Source organism: Pedobacter sp. HDW13, from assembly GCF_011303555.1.
GTDB lineage: Bacteria > Bacteroidota > Bacteroidia > Sphingobacteriales > Sphingobacteriaceae > Pedobacter.
This window is the reverse complement of sequence record NZ_CP049868.1, coordinates 5,664,510-5,683,798: the sequence shown is the minus strand read 5'-3', so window position 1 is coordinate 5,683,798 and position 19,289 is coordinate 5,664,510. Positions and strand designations below refer to the sequence as shown.

The window sequence follows — 19,289 nt, the reverse complement described above, 5'->3', positions numbered from 1 at the left end:
GGTTTTAGTTTAATATCGGGTAATTACCCGATAAATAGAAATATCGGGTAATTACCCGATATTATTTGTTGTTTCTAATTATTTTATCGATATTGGTGTTATGATTTGCATTATAACAGGCGATATTATAGGCTCACGTAAAATAAAAGATACCTGGTTAGCAAGCTTAAAAGGGGCGCTAAAAGTTGTTTCGGGCAAGCATAACAGGTGGGAGATTTTTCGGGGCGATAGTTTTCAGGTAGAAGTAAGTGCAGCAGAAGCATTGAAAACAGCTATATATTTAAAGGCTTGTATTAGGTTGAATAGGGCTGCAGATGTGAGAATGGGATTGGGGATTGGTGAAGTGCGAGGCAAAAGAAAGAAACTGACAGAAGATAGTGGCGATGCTTTTGTGTACTCTGGTGCTGCCTTTGATAGCTTAAAACAAATCAAGTTGAACCTGGCCATTAAAACCAGTTCTGCTGATTTTGATGAAGAAATAAATACCTTAATTAAGCTTGCGCTTATTGCAATGGATAGTTGGGGCATTGTAGCTGCCGAAATGGTTAAACTGGCGCTGGAGTATGAAAATATATTGCAAAGCAAATTGGCTGCTATTTCGGGCAGAACACAATCATCGGTTAGTGAAGCCCTAAAGCGTGCTCATTTTGCCGAAATAATGGATATGGATAAGTTGTACCGTAAAAAATTGAACCAAATGTTTTAAAATAATGGATATCTACCTCATCAAACTTATTATTGCCCATTTAATTGGGGATTTCTTTTTGCAACCAGCCTCTTGGGTTGAAGAAAAAGAGATAAAGAAACTAAAATCAGCCAAACTTTACCTGCATGTAGCCATACATATTGCGTTGATATTCCTGATATTTTTAAGTTTTGCGGTATGGAAAGTGGCCTTACTTGTAGGAGTAATCCATTTCACAATTGATGCATTGAAATTATTGTTTCAAACGAAAAAAAATGCCCGCTTGCTGTTTTTTATCGATCAGGTATTGCATTTAACATCTATTGTAGCAGTATGGCATCTGTTTTATAAAGGAAGTCTGGATATCAGTTACCTGAACGAAACCAAAACCTGGATAATCATTTCGGGAGCTTTGTTTTTAACCATGCCTACCTCCATTATCATGCGGGTTATTATTGCCCGCTGGATTCCGGATAATCAGCCAGACAGCCCAAAATCATTGCAGAATGCCGGTAAATACATTGGTATACTGGAAAGGGTATTGATATTTGTATTTATATTGACCAAGCATTTTGAAGCAGTTGGCTTTTTGCTTGCGGCAAAATCTATATTCAGGTTTGGCGACTTAAAAGAAGCCCACGACCTTAAATTAACGGAATATGTATTAATCGGAACCCTGCTGAGTTTTGGAATTGCCATTGTAACGGCTATGCTAACCCAAATGTTTGTGATATAAAAAAAGCAGCTTTCGGGCTGCTTTTTAAGTGTGATTATCTATTATCTTGCTCCCGGAGGGCAGTTTTCCTTTAAAAACTTGGTGTAGGTTAACGATAAATGCTCGCTGGTTCCATCGCCTTCAGAGATACTGTGTGTACGGTTTGGATAGCTCATTAATTGAAAAACCTTTCTGTTTTTAATTAACTCATTGATCAGCATTTCAGCATTCTGGTAGTGTACGTTATCATCGCCCGTACCATGAATATATAATAAGTTACCCTTCAGGTTTTTTGCATGTGTAACTGGCGATCCTTTAACATAAGCTTCTTTGCTTGGAAAAGGCGTTCCCATATAACGTTCCTGATAAATATTATCGTAAGTTAACTGGTTGCCCACTGCTGCAATAGCAATACCTGTTTTGTAAATTTCAGGATATTGGAACATCAGGTTCAGGGTAGACGAACCACCGCCGCTCCAGCCCCAAACAGCCACACGGTCTTTATCCATAAAGGCATTGGTGGAAAGTAATTTCTTCGCTGCCATGGCTTGGTCCCGGATATTTATTACCCCAATATTTTTATAAATACCTTTGTGCCATGTACTCCCTTTTGGTACTGGTGCCCCTCTGTTATCCATTGAAATGTAGATGTAGCCATCTTTCGCCATATCGCCGGCATACAAAAAGTTTCTTCCTGCGCCGTAGGTATCAAGTGCAGTTGCCGAAGCGGGTTCGCCATACACATAAAACACAACAGGGTATTTTTTAGATGGGTTAAAATTATCAGGTTTTTTCATCCAACCATCCATTTCTACACCATCTTCGGTAGTTACTTTAAAAAACTCTACTTTATTTTTTGTTGCCTCTTGTTTTGAAAGCTGTGTAGTGATGCTGCCATCCATGGTAAACGGATTACCAGTTGTAAAATTCATCCACTCGGTAATTGGCCTAACAATAGCACTGTTGTATGAATGACGGGCAAATGCTGCATTTGGAGAAATATCGTAATTGTGTGTACCAGGTAAAACTGAAGGGGTAACCTGCTCTAATTTTCCTTTTCCATCTAATTTGGTTTTGAAAAGGTATTTCTGCGTGGCATTTGTTGGAGAGGCCAGGAAATAAACCATGTTGTTTTTAACGTCAATTAATTTAACATCAATCACATCATAATTTCCTTTGGTAATCAGGGTTTCTTTTTTGCCATCTAAACTAATTCTGTACAGATGGTTCCAACCGTCTTTATCAGATACGATGGTAAACTCTTTATTGTCGTTTAACCATTTCCATTCATCCTGTGCATCAATCCAGGCTTTGGCTTTTTCGGTATAAACGGCTTTTGCAGCACCAGAAGAGGCCTCACAGATAAATACTATACTTTCGTTCTGCTCGCGGTTAAGTTGTTGTAAAATGATGTTATTGCTATTTGGCACCCATTGCATACGTGGAATATAGTGCTGAACATTATCGCCCGGTACATTTAACCAGTTGGTTTTGGCGGTATTAATATCAACTACTCCAACTTTACAGGCTGAAGGATTTTCTCCAACTTTAGGATATTCAACCGGAATGGTATAAGGATAAATCGAATCCGTATTGTTGATCATCAAAAAGTTTTTGATTTTAGTAGCATCGATCTGCCAGTAAGCAATCGATTTCCCATCCGAACTCCACCTGAAACCATCACGACAATCGAATTCTTCTTCGTAAACCCAATCAAAAGTACCGTTAATCATGCGATCGGTACCATCTGTAGTTAAAGCTTTCGCACCGGTTCCATCAATGTTTTCTACATACAAATTGTGTTTACTAACGTAGGCTACTTTACTACCATCGGGCGATAATTTGGCAAACATTAAAGAAGATGCTGGTCTGTCCTTTCCAATCTGTACAATCTTGTTTGCAGTTAAATCGGCCAACCAGTAATCGCCACGTGTATCGTAGCGCCAAACTTTTTTGCTATTGGTATAAATTAATGCTTTTGTGCCATCGTTCGATAACTGAAAGCTTCTTACGGCAATAGCATCGTTATTACCTGCAGGTGTTAATAATGCTCTTGAAATAATTGTTTTTCTGTCGCTTTTAGGAAGTGTTATTGAAATAATTTCTCCGCCAGCAATTTGATAGTAGGAGTTACCATCCTTTGCCCAGTTAATGTTTTGGGCATTTACATCAATTACAGCACATATTGCAATGCAGGTAACTGATAATCTGAGTAATAGTTTTTTAATCATATAAAGTTAGGTCATAAAAAAAGCTTTTTAACTTTTGGACTAATTTAAATAAAAAGCCGTCAGTTAAAAAGCTATTAATTAGCTGTAAATGGTTAATTATTCACCACCACCTTGCATTTTTGCTAAATCTTCCATCGTAACTACTTCGTATCCGGTTGGAACTTCTTTCGAAATTGGGCCAACTTTACCTTCTGCTATCGATTTTAAGGTAGTAGTAGTTTCGATACCTCTCTGTACCAAAGTGTATTTTACCGGGAAAGCTGCTAAACCAGGGAAATAGTTTTGAGCACCTACATTTGGTAATTCCACATCTTTAGTTGCCCAAAGTTCGTGCGTACCACCTTTGTCATCTTTAAAAGTATATTTTTCTGCGTTAAAGCCACCAACAGTTTGTTTTTCGCCTGTAGCTTTGAAATCAGAAAACTTAGGCAATGCACCCATTGCTTTTTCAATATCTTCTTTTGATTGTTTAACCGCGAATTGTTTTTGGGCAATTGGCACATCGATTAAAAGTAAACCTGTTTTGTCATTATTGTCTGATACAATGCCAATTAAAGCCGGACCTTGCTCCATTTCAATTTTAGTTAAACCGTTATTGAATTTAACTTTCAGTTCTGCAGGTGGCTCTTGTCCGCCCATAGCAGCTTTTTGCTCCTCCGTTAATTTGTATACTAAACCGTAAGTAAGAGTACCTTCGGTCATTTTCTTTTGCGCATGAGCAATTACTGCACTAGCCACTAAGATTAAAGCTACAACGCTTGTTTTGATTGATTTGAACATGTTTTTATTTCAGTTTAGTTTTTTTACCAATTAATTTTTTCTTTTTTCAGAAATGAAGCGATTCCTTTTTTAAAATCTTCACTTTCTCTAACCCGGGCATTGATTTGAACAGCAGTTTCCAGGCTTTTTTCCAGTAATGGATTATTCGTCTGGTTAATAAGCTGTTTGGTAATCATTAATGAATTTCCAGAGCTTTCGTTACACAAACTTAATGCAAAATCTTGTACTTTTTGATGAATTTCATTCGAATTTGTTACAAAGTTGATTAAATTATATTTCTGTGCCTGCTCAGCAGAGAAGGTATTTCCGGTGAGCAGAATTTCTTTGGAAACTGTTTCACTGACCTTCTGTTTTAAAAAGCACGAAACAATAGCCGGCACAAAGCCAATTTTAACTTCGGTGTAACCAAAATTGCTTTCTGGAGTTGCAAAAACAATATCACAGATGGTAGCCAAACCACAGCCTCCGGCAATGGCGTGCCCTTCAACCTGTGCTATAACCACTTTAGGTAAATAATAAATGGTGGTGAAAAGCTTTTTCAGGTTATTAGAATCGGCTACATTCTCTTCAAAGGAATTCTGCTGTAGTTGTTGCAGATATTCTAAATCCGCACCTGCACTGAACGAACTTCCGTTTGCATTTAAAATTACCACTTTAACCAAATCATCTTCCGATGCTTTTATAAATGCTGCTGTAAGTTTGGCAATGAGCTGAGGGTCTAATGCATTCCTTTTTTCAGGCCTGTTGATTGTTATTGTTGCAATTCTTTCTGCAACATGGTACAAAACCAGATTTTCCATCTTATTGGGTTAGTTGTATCAAATATGCTTTATTTTTCTTTAAAACGTAAGCACTTTTTGTGTTTTCCTGTAATTGTTTGATACGATAATCTTTATTAGTGGAATCGATTAATAAGGTTTGAAACCTGATATCTGGAGGAATGCTGTTTAAATCGAACCTACTGTTTGCAGTAATCCACATGGCAGAAAAGGAACCTGATCCTTGTAATTGCTTATAATTTAATGAATTGTCTATCAATAAAAATCGGTAACCAGAACGGTTTTTTTTCCCCGCGTAAAAGCAGCAGCATAGTTTTTTCTTAACGAAAAGAAGACGATGTTATGTTGTTATGAGGCCCTGAGGCTACCGTAAGCGATGAGTAACTGATAACAGGCAAAAAGAGATAATGATGAAAAGATGAACCTTTTATTGAGCCTGGCGAGACCGTAAAAAAATAAACCCAGGCTAAAGCTCAACAATATAAATTCGGTTAAAGTAATGTAGATAGAAGAAAAGGTTGCAAAAGGCAGATTGGTTATCCATTTTAAAACTGTGTTGGTGAGCTTGATTAGCCATTCGAAAGCAGGAGCCAAAAACTAAGCCCTGGAATTAATACGGCAACCTCTAAATACATCATTAATACCAGGGGTAGTGTAATGAAAAGATTACCAATGAGAAAATAGAGTGGAAACTGGTGAAAGTAATAGATGCTTAAAGAGAAAGTAGCAATTTGTGCCGCCAACGACATCGCTATAAAATTCCATAATTTATCTAGCCATTTATTTTCGATATAAAACAGGTTATAAATTTTTGGCTGTAAATAGAATAGCCCGAAAACAGCTAAATAAGAAAGTTGAAAGCCAACGTCCCAAATGGAGAAAGGATTATAGATGAGCTGGCAAAAGGCCGAAAAAAAGACTCTTTCATTTACCGCCTCGGTTGATTCGGGCACTCCCTGATTTTTGCTGTAGTTACGGTAGGTTACCGCCGCAGAAACCGAAGACGATAAACTGATTAGTACGCCACTTATTGCCACTACACCTCCATTTAAAGCTTTGCCGACTTCATTATACCGATACATGTTTTTGAAGGTATAATTATAAAAAAGCCCCAGGTTGGTTAGTTTATTGCCCATAAAACTATATTTATCATAAAGTGCGGTTTGTGTTATAAAACTGTTATCGTAACTGCTTTGGTAAGCAACAGTGCCTACACCAAACTCATTTTTAGTATACTGCAAAACCAGGCTGTAAGTGCGCTGAGTTAGGCTGTTTTTGTTTTTAATTTCTGTTGGTGTCCGGTGTAAGCCAGTTTGATTAATGGTAGACTGCTCAGGCTCGCCCAGCTTATTTTCTTTTTGGCTGGCATCTAAATGCCTGAAGGAAACAAAAGGAGTAATGTCGAAATATTTATATAGGTTAATGGTAGCCGCCGCACCTCTGAAGAATGAATATTCGTTGGCTGAAGTATAAGGGCTCAAACCTAAATCCTTTTTGGCAACGCTGGTTACATCAGGACCTTGGCCAAAAGAAAAAGCCTACCATAAAGTCAATCCCTGGCCAAACTGCAAAGTATAATCGCCCAGAACCAACTTTTTTACCTTGTCCAATTTGGACAGTGTTACGTTGGCAGAAAAGAAATCGAATGGTTTGCCTATAAATTTTTCGCCTGCATCTTTATCAAATGTTAAGGCAGCCGAAATTATCGAAGCATAGTTATAAGGGCACCGTGTTTGAAAGCGTTCAGGCGTACCTAAATAACGGTTCCCTGGCAAATCTGTAAAACCTTTTTGTTTTTCTAAGGTTTGAGCAAACCGCATCATGATATCGTGCTCCCCAGCACCAAACAGCTTGCTTAACTGCAAGCTTTCATATTCAGCTATTTTATTTACGGTAACAAATGGAATTAAATTTTCAATTGTTTTAACATCAAAACCATGAATGATTTGCAATTCATGCACGTCCAGCAACCTTCCATTCTCTTTGGAATAGGCAAAGAAATTGTTGATTTGGAGTGGTGAAATAAAAATCAATGTTTTCAATTCCTCAACCGAGGTATTATTTAAATTAATGGGGTGCTTGCGGTACCTGGTTAATACTTCAACCAGTTCGGTTATATCGTAATCATCAGGAAGGTTTTCGGCAACGTTTTCTACAATATCGCGTATGGCTCTTCCTGTTCTGTTGTTTGTGCACTTGCAATAAATCCGATCATTACAAATACAATGCTTAAAATTTTAAAACGCATAATAAATTGTTTTTCAAGTAAATTGCTTAGGAAGGTAATAGGGGATAACCGGACGATTTTTGTAATTAGGAGCCATACCTACATCACACTTGTATAGCGTACGGTGGGAGTCATTTACTGAATTGGCCCTAAAAGCCAATGTAATAGAAATAACTATTTGATTGCGATTGGTGAGCGCTAAAAGATTACGCAAATAATCTTGATCAGATACATAGCGAGGAAAAAAGACACGTAACAAAAAATACCATACTTTCATAAGCGAGCGTTAATCGGTTAAAGAAAATAGAGGTGATTTTTTGTTCTGTAGAACTAATATAGAAAAAATATTTTTAAAACTACAAGGAATGTAATTCTAAAAATACTTTTAAGTAAGGTTTTATGTTTTAAAGTTCCTGAGATAGATTAACCAGAAAACCTTTTAGCTTTTCTAAAGAATCAATAATTTTCTGATTTTCTTTTACATCAGATTTATTGTTTTTCAGGTAATCTTTAGCGCCCTTTAAAGTGAAGCCTTTTTCATCGACAAGGTTGAAGATGATTTTCAGGTTTTCTATATCTTCTGGAGTAAAAAGACGGTTGCCTTTTTTGTTTTTCTTAGGTTGAAGGATATCGAATTCTTTTTCGTAAAAACGAATCTGTGAAGCGTTTACATTAAACATTTCAGTCACTTCGCCCATGGTATAATACATTTTATTAATGTCTCTTTCTTTATACGGCATATTTTGAGCTTGATTATGAGTGTTTTATATCGATTAATTAAAGTGTTCAAATGTAGCTCGATTTTTCCTTAATAACGCAATAAAATTTTAATTTTGTTCCCTCCAATATTATTGAAATGACAGCAAAAGAGATTAGACAGGCATTCCTTAGTTTTTTTGAATCGAAACAGCATCATGTTGTTCCTTCCGCACCGATTGTGGTTAAAAACGACCCAACCTTAATGTTTACCAATGCGGGTATGAATCAGTTTAAAGATTTATTTTTGGGAGAGGCTGCCATCAAATATTCTCGTGTTGCAGATACTCAACGTTGTTTGCGGGTTTCGGGTAAACATAACGATTTGGAAGAAGTAGGTATTGATACTTACCACCACACCATGTTCGAAATGTTGGGCAATTGGAGCTTTGGCGATTATTTTAAAAAAGAAGCCATTGCCTGGAGCTGGAACTACTAACCGAAGTTTATAAAATTCCAAAAGAAAAATTATATGTTACCTATTTTGAAGGCGACGAGAAAGAAGGTTTAGCTAAAGATCAGGAAGCTTTTGACCTTTGGAAACAATATGTAGATGAGAGCCATATTTTACCAGGAAATAAAAAAGATAATTTCTGGGAAATGGGCGATACAGGACCATGCGGCCCTTGCTCAGAAATCCATGTTGATTGCCGTACCGATGAAGAAAAAGCATTAGTGGATGGTGCTACGCTGGTAAATGCAGATCACCCTCAGGTAATCGAAATCTGGAATAATGTATTTATGCAGTTTAACCGCTTAAAAGATGGTTCCTTGCAAAGTTTACCAGCCAAACATGTGGATACCGGAATGGGTTTTGAACGTTTGGTACGCGTTTTACAGGAAAAAACATCTAACTACGATACCGATGTTTTTCAGCCAATGATTCAGTTTATTTCTGATAAAGCAGGAATAAAATACGGTGCAGACGAGAAAACCGATATCGCTATGCGTGTAATGGCCGATCATATCCGTGCCATTTCATTTGTTATTGCAGATGGTCAATTGCCTTCTAATAATAAAGCTGGTTATGTAATCCGCAGGATTTTACGCCGTGCAGTACGTTATGCGTACACTTTTTTAAACTTTAAAGAGCCTTTCTTAAACCAATTAGTGCCTTTGCTGGCCGAACAGTTTAAAGGTGTTTTCGATGAGTTGGTTTCGCAACAGGATTTTGTACAGAAAGTGGTTTTGGAAGAAGAAGTTTCTTTCCTACGTACACTATCAACAGGAATTCAGCGTTTTGAGAAATATCAGGCTGTAAATAATAGCGTAGAAGGTAGTTTTGCTTTTGAACTTTCTGATACTTTCGGTTTCCCGATCGATTTAACAGAGCTGATGGCAAGAGAAAAAGGCTGGTCGGTTGATTTAAAAGCCTATGAACAGGCATTAAAAAAACAAAAAGACGATAGCCGCGCCGCTACCGCTATTGATACCAGTGACTGGGTAATTGTAAATGCCGATGATCAAAGCGAGTTTGTAGGTTATGATGACTTAGAAATTGAGACCGAAATTTTAAAATACCGTAAAGTAAAAGCTAAAGGCAAAGAGCAGTTTCAGCTGGTTTTACGCCAAACACCTTTTTATGCAGAAAGTGGTGGTCAGGTAGGAGATACCGGCCGATTAGAGGACCACAGTCGCCAGTTTTGGATTGATATTACCGATACCAAAAAAGAGAATGGCTTAACAGTTCATTTTGCTGATATATTGCCAGATAATCTGGAAGGTAAGTTCTGGGCTGTTGTAGATGAAGATAAACGTGTTTTAACCGAAGATAATCACTCGGCTACACACTTATTACATGCTGCCTTAAAACAGGTTTTAGGTCAGCACGTTAACCAAAAAGGATCACTGGTAAATGCTGATTACCTGCGTTTCGATTTTTCTCACTTTGCAAAGGTAACCGATGAGGAGCTGGCGCAGATTGAAGTGATTGTGAACCAGAAAATCAGACAAAATATTAAGCTGAAAGAGCAACGAAACGTGCCTTATCAGGATGCTATTGAAAGTGGGGTAACCGCTTTATTTGGTGAAAAATATGGTGATTTTGTTCGGATGATTACTTTCGACGATCATTTCTCTAAAGAACTTTGCGGTGGTACGCACGTAAAAGCTACCGGTCAGATTGGTTCGTTTAAAATTGTTTCAGAAAGTGCAGTTGCTGCCGGTGTTCGTCGTATAGAAGCAATTACTGCTGATAAAGCAGAACAATATTTCTTAGATCAAAGGAAAGAATTAGGACATTTAAAAACATTATTGAACGGTAGTAAAGACTTGTCGGCTGCTGTACAAGCTTTGCTTGACGAAAATGCGAAACTGAAAAAGGAGATTGAAAAATCGACTATTGAACGCGTAAATACCTTAAAACATGAAATTGTACATCACGTACGCGGTATTAACGGAATTAATTTAATTGCCAAACATATTGATATACAGAGTGCTGAAGCAGTTAAAAATCTGGCATTCTCTTTAAAAGATATGGTTGATAACCTGTTTTTGGTTTTTACTACAGAAATTGAAGGCAAGCCTGGTATTACGGTTATGCTTTCCGATCATTTGGTTAAAAAAGGATTAAATGCTTCTAATATTGTTCGTGAGCTTGGAAAAGAAATTCAGGGTGGCGGAGGCGGACAGCCATTTTATGCAACAGCTGGTGGTAAGAATCCAGCTGGTTTAAAAGCAGTATTAGAAAAGGCCGAAACTTTTATTCCACATGCACATTAAGCATAGTATAAATGCATAAAAAAAGAGGCTTAAAGCCTCTTTTTTTATTTTAATGTCTGCCATGTTTTTCACGGTGTCCTCTCGAGAATAAACTCGCATTCACATTTCTATCGTGGTGTCTGTTATCTTCCCTGTAGCTTCTATAGTTATTTCTTGATGGATTGTATCTGATTCTGTCGCCACCGCCATAAGATGAACGATAATAGTTTTGATGACTGGCGTACCTTACCCTGTGGTTATTATAGCTGCGATAAGGATTATCACCATACATTACAATTTTTCTACCGTGGTTCAGGTTATAGCCTCTATATCTTGCAGGTAAATATCTTGATCTGGTCCATCTGTTTCCACTTAAATAAACAAACTGTCTTTGCGGAACACAATAGTAAGACTGTACTTCGGGGAGGTAGTAGTAATTAACATCCTGATAGCCTGCCGGGATCCATGCAGGTTGTGAACCAATATTTACATTAATACTTACCTGAGCGTTAGATTGATTAGACGTTAAAGCCACGATACTTAAAATCGCGGAAAGGAGAAATAACTTTTTCATAATAATCTATTAATTTGTGTGTGTTTAATGTAATTCAAACGTTGTGCCAAAAAATCTATTGTAACAGCTATATAAAAAAAGGAGCGCCTATTCTGGCACTCCTTTAATTTAACTAAATGCTCATATTAGTATTTTTCTTTGTTTTTTTCTTTTCCATGACCTTTTTTATGGCCTTTTCCGTGATCTTCCCCGTTATCTTCTTTTCCATACATTTTTTTAGCCTGACCTGGAGGCATGCCATGCGGGTGTCCTTTTACAACATAATATCTACTATCACGGCTGTCTCTGATAATCAACTGGCCTTTATTACCTTTATACTTTGCATATTTTACTTTATCATTTCTGAAATTTAAATAGGGTTTTGGCGAATTGATCACAACCTTGTAACCGTTGTATAAATCATAGTTACCGTATCTGGACGGCAAAGAGTTGGCAAATACCCAGTCATTTCCATTTAAATAAACAAACTGCCTTTGCGGAACGTAATAATAACTCTCTACATCGGGTAGGTAGTAATAATCTACATGGTCGTATCCCGTTGGACCCCATAAGGGCTGAGAACCGATATTAACGTTAATATTTAACTGGGCTTTTGCCGGCATGCTGAGCAATGAAACCATCATAACTACCGCGACTAAAAATAATTTTTTCATAACAGATTTAATTTATGTGTGTTTAAGTGTTATTTAAAGTATCCAAACTACGTGCCAAACTCATTAAATAAATAAGGAGCATCTTTTTGGGATGCTCCTCTACACGACTAACTAAATATTTTGATTAATGGCGTTCATTTCTTCGTTCGCCACCATTTCTTTCTGGTCTACCATTATCGTTTCGTTCTACCCGCTTAACTACTTTTATATTTCGTGGTCTATTACGTTCGGGACGTACTACAGTTACCTGTTTCTGAGCATAGTTGGGATGGCCTTTAACTACATAGTATTTAGCTTCGCGACTATCTCTTATTACCGCCTGGCGACCACCATAGTTTTTATATGGGCTATACCTGGTAACATAAAAATTGTTTTGCAAATAAGGTTTTGGCTTGTTAATTACCACTTTATAAGAACGATATAAATCGAAGTTGCCATATTGTGCAGGCAAATTGTTCGCCCATATCCAGCGGTTACCATTTAAATAAATGTACTGGGAAGAAGGAACATAATAGTAAGCATCTATATCCGGGAAATAATAATAATCTACATGGTCGTATCCGGTTGGACCCCAAACAGGTTGTGAGCCTATATTTACATTTAAACTAACTTGTGCTTTTGCATAATCTACGCCGAATAATGAAACCATCAGGACTGCGGCAAATAAAACTAACTTTTTCATAATCTTAAATTAAAGGTTTTGTGTGTGTTAATTATTAGGATAGACGGCGCAGATAAAGAGTAGTTTAATTAGGTGATTTGGATTTAACATTCTTTAACGGATTCGTTTTACTCAATACACCGGAGTAATTTTACTCAGTGTATTGAGTAAATTGCCAGTTGTCTTGTATTTTATTGATTGTCAGCTGTTTATTTGTTAGTTAAAGAAAGGTTGTTTTGATAGGGATTTTTAAAAAATTCTCCATCAAGCCTTTTTTAACGAAAGACTAAATAATAACTATATTTGCCTGTAATTTTAACATATAAAGCTTTAATGTCTTTACAAAATAGCAATTTCGAACTCGTTTCAGGACTGGAAATCCACGTTCAGTTAAATACCAATACCAAAATATTTTCTGCTGATAGTGCTGCTTTCGGTGCTTCGCCTAATCAAAATATATCAACCGTTTCGCTGGCCTTGCCCGGTGCTTTGCCAAAGCTAAATAAAGAAGTGGTAGCTAAAGCGGTTCGCATTGGCCTGGCGTTAAATTGTACCATCAACCAAATCAATCATTTCGACAGGAAGAACTATTTCTATGCCGATTTACCTAAAGGATATCAGATTACGCAGGATAATCAGCCAATTTGTGTTAACGGTTTCCTGGAAGTTGAACTTGCTGATGGATCGACAAAGAAAATCGGTATTAACCGCATTCATTTAGAAGAAGATGCAGGTAAAAGTATCCACGATCAGGATGATCAATATTCGTTGGTTGATTTGAATCGCGCTGGAGTGCCTTTAATTGAGATTGTTACGGAGCCTGATATCCGCAGTGCGGAAGAAGCTTCGGCTTTACTGAGCGAAATCAGGAAACTGGTGAGGCATTTAAATGTGAGCGATGGAAACATGGAAGAAGGTAGTTTGCGTTGCGATGCCAATATTTCAATCCGTCCGGTGGGCACAACTGAATTTGGTACCCGCTGCGAAGTGAAAAACCTAAACTCCATGCGCAACGTACGCAGGGCAATGGATTTTGAATTTGGCCGTCAGGTTGAAGTGATTAGCAACGGAGGAAAAATTATTCAGAGTACGCTTAATTTTGATGCTGAAAATGGTACTACTTCACCTATGCGTACCAAAGAAGAAGCAAACGATTACCGTTATTTTTCCGATCCGGATTTACAGCCTATTCACATTTCGGATAGCTGGCTAGCTGAAATTAAATCGGCCATGCCTGCTTTGCCAAATGAGATTTCGAAAAAGATGATTGCGGAGTTTAGCATTAGTAAGGCCGATGCAGCCTTGTTTGCAGAAGATTTAGCTTTACTAACTTATTTTAATGCTGCTTTACCACTCGTAAATACCAAAAAAAGTTTAATTAACTGGCTCATTGGTCCGGTTAGGGCTATTTTAAACGAAAAAGCTATTACCATTGATGTTTATAAGGTTAAACCTGAACAGCTTGCGGTTGCAGTTAATCTTGTTGATGATAAAAAGCTAACTCAACAAATTGCCATACAACAACTATTGCCTGCAATTGAAACCAAAGCGGGTACGGATGTAGCAGAGCTTGCCCAGACTTTAAATCTTTTAATTACCGAAAACGGTGATGAACTGGGAAGTTTTATTGATGAAGTGTTAAATAAATACCCGCAACAGGTAGAAGCATATAAAAAAGGTAAAAAAGGCGTTTTAGGCTTGTTTGTTGGCGATGTAATGAAACTTGCCAAAGGAAAAGCTGATGCAAAAAAATTAAACGAATTAATACTTGAAAAACTGAAATAATGAGAATAAAACAATTGAGCCTGATTGTGCTGATTGCAATTGCTTTCACCGCATGTAAACCAAAAGATAGCTTCACGATTGACGGAACTTTCCAAAATCCGGGGGCAGAAAAAAAGGTGTTTTTGTATGGTATGCAAAATAGTAATATGGTTGCAATCGATTCGACTAATTTATCGGAAAAAGGCGAATTTAAGTTTATACGTAAAACCCCTTCTGTAGATTTTTTCAGGGTATCGGTAGGTAACCATGAATTTATGCTGATTGCTAAAAACGACGATGCAATTAAACTGGAAGCTGATTTGGCTGATAAAACCATGGCGTACAAAATTTCGGGTGCAAACGAGGTAGATAAATTATCGGAGCTTAATGGTATCAGAAATACCTTTGCCAAGCAAGTTGAAAAACTACAGGCTGATTTTGAAGCGAAAGTAGCTACGCAACCGCAAAACAGGGCGACCATTTTAGAATCGATGAAGCCTCAGTACGAATCTTACATCAATCAGTTAAATACGCAGATCTTAAAATTTGCTAAAGACAATAAAGGTACGTTGGCAAGTTTTTATGCCATGAACACTTTAAGTCCGCAGGAATTTGAAGCTGAACTGGTAAAATTTGCTGATGAGGTTAAACAAGATATTAAAGGTAATGCCACTGTAGATGCTTTCGTTAAGCAAATGGCGCAGTTAAAAGCAGTGCAAGTTGGCGAAATAGCACCAGCATTTACCATTAATACTGCAGAAGGTAAACCCGTTAGTTTAGCTGATTATAAAGGAAAATATGTATTGGTAGATTTTTGGGCATCGTGGTGCCAGCCTTGTCGCCAGGAAAATCCGAACGTGGTAAAAGTTTACAATCAATACAAAACTAAGAATTTTGACGTTCTGGGTATTTCGCTCGATACCGATAAAGCAGCCTGGTTAGGTGCAGTTAAAGCCGACGGATTAACCTGGACACATGTATCGGAATTGAAAGATTTTAACGGTGAAACGGTAAAAAAATATCAGGTGCAAGCGATTCCTACTTCATATTTGATTGATCCGGCAGGGAAAATTGTAGCTAAAAACCTTCGTGGAACAGCGCTGGAGGACTTCTTAGCCAAAACGTTACGTTAAAACAAATTTCATGTTAAACTAATTTAAGTAATTAACAATTTCTTAACTTAGGCTTAACTAAATATTGCATCATAGACAGTACTTTCGTAACAAATATTTAACTATGAACAACGCAGGTCAGAAAATATTAATTGTTGATGATGAACCAGATATTCTGGAGCTTATTGAGTACAACCTAAAGAAAGAGGGGTACCAGGTTTTCACCGCAACCAACGGTCAGGAGGGAATTACAGTTGCAAAGAAGGTTCATCCTGATTTGATTATCCTGGATATTATGATGCCTAAAATGGATGGGATTGAGGCTTGCCGTTTAATGCGTGCAATTCCTGAATTCAAAAATACATTTATGGTTTTCTTAACGGCCAGAAGCGAGGAGTATTCGGAAATTGCCGGTTTTAATGTGGGTGCCGATGATTATATCGCCAAACCAATTAAACCAAGGGCTTTAGTAAGCCGCATCAATGCAATTTTAAGAAGAAATGCAGGTACAGAAGAAGTATCAGAAAATAAGCTTGAAATTGGTGATTTAGTAATTGACCGCGAAGCATACCTCGTTTTTCAAGGTGGTAATAAAGTGGTGCTGGCTAAAAAGGAATTCGAATTATTATATCTTTTAGCTTCTAAACCAGGTAAAGTTTACACCCGCGAATCGATCCTTAAAAATATCTGGGAAGACTCTGTAGTGGTAACTAACCGTACTATCGATGTACATATCCGTAAACTGCGCGAAAAATTAGGCGAAACCTATGTGTCGACGGTTAAAGGTGTGGGATATAAATTTGAGCTATCTTAATTGATATTGACCTAAAAATATAAGCCGTCCTAATCTCGCATTAGGACGGCTTTTTTGTTTTGGTTAAGCAAAGTGTTGCTCTTTTTATATTGAGATCTGCGTCTTTATCCATGAGACCCCGAAATAAATTCAGGGCGACGGGTGGCTTAAAAAATAAAATCGTATTTTTGCGCTTCATTAATCACAGCACAGTTTGAAGTTTCCAAATTTTAAAGACCTTATCCTTTTCGAAGACAACGATTTTATTGTCATTAACAAACCTCCGTTCTTAGCATCGCTTGATGAAAGAGGCGCGGCTGGCGAAACCAATGTTTTGCGTTTAGCCAAGCAGTATAGCTATGATGCACAGGTATGTCACCGTTTAGATAAGGAAACTTCTGGAGCTTTAATTATTGCGAAAAATCCTGAAGGCTATCGTCATGCTTCTATGCAGTTTGAAAGAAGAAAGGTAAATAAAACCTATCATGCTGTGGTAGATGGTCATGTGATTTTTGATGAGCTAATGGTCGATTTACCAATCTTAAACGATGGAAATAAGAATGTAACCATTGATAGGGTTGAGGGAAAACGTGCCGAAACCATTTTCGATTCGCTAAAATATTATAAACACTATACTTTGGTTGAGTGCAAGCCTATTACTGGCCGCATGCACCAAATCCGCATCCATTTAGCCACACAAAGGGCTGCCATTGTTGGCGATGATATGTATAAAGGAAAACCCGTATTTCTTTCTTCGATCAAAAGAGGTTACAGGTTAACCAAAGGAGAAGAAGAACAACCCATCATGAAACGTTTTGCACTACACGCTAGGCACCTGGTGTTTAAAGGGCTTGATGATAAAGACATTGTGATCGATGCGCCATATCCAAAAGATTTTGCCACCTTAATTAAGCTTTTGGACAAATTTGACGCTTAACCTTCGTTTTTCTGCTGAAAAGTAAAAATAGAACTAAATGTATATCCGCTTTGTAAATTACCTTGATCAGATTAACCAATACCGGAAATCAAAGATATCAAACCGTAATTTCTTAGTAGTTCTGGCTATTATAGTAGGTGTTTTGGCCGGACTTGCGGCGGCTGCTTTAAAAAGTTTAACCCATCATATCGAAGAGTTTCTTCAATCAGACTGGCATTGGAAATATAAATACTACCTGTATTTTATTTTTCCGATGATTGGGATCCTTTTAACCGTTTTGTATATTAAGTATTTTATACGAAGAACAAAATTCGAAACCGGTTTAACACCTTTGTTATATGCTATTTCGAAGAAATCGAGCAGGGTAGAACCCCACAACATTTATTCGCAGGTAATTACAGCTGCAGTTACGGTTGGTTTTGGTGGCTCTACAGGCCTGGAGGCGCCAATAGTTACCAGTGGTTCGGCCATTGGTTCAAATTTGGGCCGTTTTCTGGGGCTTTCCTATCGCGAAATTACCATGTTGGTGGCTTGTGGTGCGGCCGCAGGTATTGCAGGCGCTTTTTATAGTCCGGTGGCAGGTATTGTTTTCGCAATAGAAATTCTGCTTCCCGAGTTTACTATTCCAGCATTTATTCCGCTGCTTTTATCGGCAGCTACCGCAGCCGTGGTGGCCAGGGCATTTTACACGCAGCAGTTGTTCTTTTTGGTAACTGAGGGTTGGAAAATGGATGCATTGGTTTATTATGTGCTTTTGGCGGGCTTAATTGGCTTGTTTTCCATTTATTTTACCAAAGCGAATTATGCCATTAAAGGCCTCTTTTATAAAATAAAAGATCCTTACACCAAGGTAGTTGTGGGCGGTTTAATGCTTGGCGCTTTGGTATTTCTTTTTCCAACATTATATGGCGAAGGCTATATTACGATGAAAGGCTTACTAAAAGGCGATTACCTGGCCGTAATTAACAACAGTATTTTCGAAGATTACAATAATATCCTGCGATTGTAGTGTTGTTTACTGTGGTCACCATTTTCATGAAATCCCTTGCTACCCTCATTACCTTAGGTGCCGGTGGTAATGGCGGAACGTTTGCGCCAAGCTTAATCATGGGTGGATTAATCGGATTTATTTTTGCCTATACGGTAAATTTATCCGGTATGGCGCAGTTAAACGTGTCGAATTTTATTGTGGCGGGTATGGCCGCTGCTTTGGGTTCCATCATGCACGCGCCTTTAACGGGTATTTTCCTTATTGCCGAAATTACGGGAGGCTATATTTTAATGGTGCCGTTAATGATTACTACGGCTATTTCTTACGCCATTAACCGTGGTTCGCAAAAACATTCTATTTACACCAAAGTATTGGCTGATAAAGGTGAGCTTTTATCTCACGAGGATAAGGATACTACGGTTTTGAACCAGATGAAATTAAAATATCTGATTGAGAAGAGTTATCCCCAGTTACAACTGAATGATGTACTCTCGCTAAAGATGAATGAAATTGTACAATCGGGTAAAAATATTTGTGCGGTTACCGATGAGACGGGCGATTTTAAAGGTATCATTTACATCGAAAAGCTGTTTAATGAGATGATGGGCAATCCGGATAAGGAAAACTTACTGGCTGCAGATTTGGTACAAGCTGCACCAAACACACTTACCGAGGCCGATGATCTTAAAATGGTACTGGAAAAGATGGAACAGGAAAATGTATGGATTTTACCGGTACTCTCTGAACAAAACCGTTATCTGGGGTTCGTTTCTAAGACTGCAATCTTTAACAAATACAGGGCCTTGCTGATGCGGCAGAATGATTATATGGGTTAGAGTCAATTCATCTTCAGTTATCGTCATTTCGAGAGAAGTGGAGAAATCTTTTGGTGAATATTCTTGATAGATCTCTCCGTTCCGTTGCACTTCAG

Annotated in this window: 17 protein-coding genes and 1 pseudogene; 9 read left to right on the top strand and 9 right to left on the bottom strand. The window is 37.8% G+C overall.

The genetic code is table 11. The features are described from left to right. Positions 1 to 100: 100 nt before the first annotated feature. A complete protein-coding gene (locus G7074_RS23595; RefSeq protein ID WP_166211702.1) occupies positions 101 to 706 on the top strand; it encodes a transcriptional regulator in 606 nt (201 codons plus the stop codon). 4 nt (positions 707 to 710) lie between these two features. Then, entirely contained in the window at positions 711 to 1,421 is a 711-nt protein-coding gene (locus G7074_RS23590; RefSeq protein ID WP_124562423.1) for a DUF3307 domain-containing protein, read from the top strand. A 41-nt stretch (positions 1,422 to 1,462) separates the two neighbouring features. On the opposite strand, the gene G7074_RS23585 is transcribed toward G7074_RS23590, so the two are convergent. The 6 genes from G7074_RS23585 to G7074_RS23560 form a co-directional block, all read right to left on the bottom strand. Beyond that, on the bottom strand, positions 1,463 to 3,631 hold the full coding sequence (locus G7074_RS23585) for a S9 family peptidase (protein WP_124562422.1): 2,169 nt from the start codon (positions 3,629 to 3,631) through the stop codon (positions 1,463 to 1,465). 96 nt (positions 3,632 to 3,727) lie between these two features. Next, positions 3,728 to 4,411 carry a hypothetical protein gene (locus G7074_RS23580; protein WP_124562421.1) on the bottom strand — a complete coding sequence of 228 codons (684 nt, stop codon included), beginning with the start codon at positions 4,409 to 4,411 and terminating at the stop codon, positions 3,728 to 3,730. Positions 4,412 to 4,434: 23 nt separating this feature from the next. Continuing rightward, positions 4,435 to 5,211 (bottom strand): enoyl-CoA hydratase/isomerase family protein, encoded by a 777-nt coding sequence (locus G7074_RS23575; protein WP_124562420.1) that lies wholly within the window; start codon positions 5,209 to 5,211, stop codon positions 4,435 to 4,437. 548 nt (positions 5,212 to 5,759) lie between these two features. Next, positions 5,760 to 6,671, bottom strand: a complete 912-nt coding sequence (locus G7074_RS23570; protein WP_166211699.1) for a ComEC/Rec2 family competence protein — start codon at positions 6,669 to 6,671, stop codon at positions 5,760 to 5,762. A gap of 57 nt (positions 6,672 to 6,728) precedes the next feature. Next, positions 6,729 to 7,232: a hypothetical protein gene (locus tag G7074_RS23565; RefSeq protein ID WP_158674089.1), complete on the bottom strand. Its 504-nt coding sequence runs from the start codon at positions 7,230 to 7,232 to the stop codon at positions 6,729 to 6,731. Between the two features lie 589 nt (positions 7,233 to 7,821). Next, positions 7,822 to 8,157: a MerR family transcriptional regulator gene (locus tag G7074_RS23560; protein WP_124561502.1), complete on the bottom strand. Its 336-nt coding sequence runs from the start codon at positions 8,155 to 8,157 to the stop codon at positions 7,822 to 7,824. A gap of 116 nt (positions 8,158 to 8,273) precedes the next feature. On the opposite strand from G7074_RS23560, the pseudogene alaS reads away from it, so the two are divergent. Next, positions 8,274 to 10,894: pseudogene (gene alaS, locus G7074_RS23555) on the top strand (alanine--tRNA ligase). Between the two features lie 49 nt (positions 10,895 to 10,943). Here alaS and G7074_RS23550 read toward each other — a convergent pair. The 3 genes from G7074_RS23550 to G7074_RS23540 form a co-directional block, all read right to left on the bottom strand. Further along, the gene (locus G7074_RS23550; RefSeq protein WP_124561500.1) at positions 10,944 to 11,447 is read right to left on the bottom strand and encodes a hypothetical protein; all 504 of its coding nucleotides are present in this window, start codon (positions 11,445 to 11,447) and stop codon (positions 10,944 to 10,946) included. A gap of 125 nt (positions 11,448 to 11,572) precedes the next feature. Further along, a complete protein-coding gene (locus tag G7074_RS23545; RefSeq protein ID WP_124561499.1) occupies positions 11,573 to 12,100 on the bottom strand; it encodes a hypothetical protein in 528 nt (175 codons plus the stop codon). Positions 12,101 to 12,224: 124 nt separating this feature from the next. Beyond that, positions 12,225 to 12,782 carry a hypothetical protein gene (locus G7074_RS23540; protein WP_124561498.1) on the bottom strand — a complete coding sequence of 186 codons (558 nt, stop codon included), beginning with the start codon at positions 12,780 to 12,782 and terminating at the stop codon, positions 12,225 to 12,227. 312 nt (positions 12,783 to 13,094) lie between these two features. On the opposite strand from G7074_RS23540, the gene gatB reads away from it, so the two are divergent. The 6 genes from gatB to G7074_RS27735 all read left to right on the top strand — a co-directional run bounded on the left by gatB (position 13,095) and on the right by G7074_RS27735 (position 19,194). Beyond that, positions 13,095 to 14,546, top strand: a complete 1,452-nt coding sequence (gatB, locus tag G7074_RS23535) for an Asp-tRNA(Asn)/Glu-tRNA(Gln) amidotransferase subunit GatB (protein WP_166211696.1) — start codon at positions 13,095 to 13,097, stop codon at positions 14,544 to 14,546. Then, positions 14,546 to 15,658 carry a TlpA disulfide reductase family protein gene (locus tag G7074_RS23530; protein ID WP_166211693.1) on the top strand — a complete coding sequence of 371 codons (1,113 nt, stop codon included), beginning with the start codon at positions 14,546 to 14,548 and terminating at the stop codon, positions 15,656 to 15,658. The genes gatB and G7074_RS23530 overlap by 1 nt, the downstream gene beginning before the upstream one ends. Positions 15,659 to 15,761: 103 nt before the next feature. Beyond that, positions 15,762 to 16,451, top strand: coding sequence for a response regulator transcription factor (locus G7074_RS23525; RefSeq protein ID WP_113951181.1), 690 nt, complete (start codon positions 15,762 to 15,764; stop codon positions 16,449 to 16,451). Between the two features lie 193 nt (positions 16,452 to 16,644). Next, positions 16,645 to 17,367 (top strand): RluA family pseudouridine synthase, encoded by a 723-nt coding sequence (locus tag G7074_RS23520; protein WP_124561495.1) that lies wholly within the window; start codon positions 16,645 to 16,647, stop codon positions 17,365 to 17,367. A gap of 37 nt (positions 17,368 to 17,404) precedes the next feature. Beyond that, the gene (locus G7074_RS27385) at positions 17,405 to 18,376 is read left to right on the top strand and encodes a chloride channel protein (protein WP_255456756.1); all 972 of its coding nucleotides are present in this window, start codon (positions 17,405 to 17,407) and stop codon (positions 18,374 to 18,376) included. A 26-nt stretch (positions 18,377 to 18,402) separates the two neighbouring features. Beyond that, positions 18,403 to 19,194, top strand: a complete 792-nt coding sequence (locus G7074_RS27735) for a chloride channel protein (RefSeq protein ID WP_255456755.1) — start codon at positions 18,403 to 18,405, stop codon at positions 19,192 to 19,194. Positions 19,195 to 19,289: the final 95 nt, after the last annotated feature.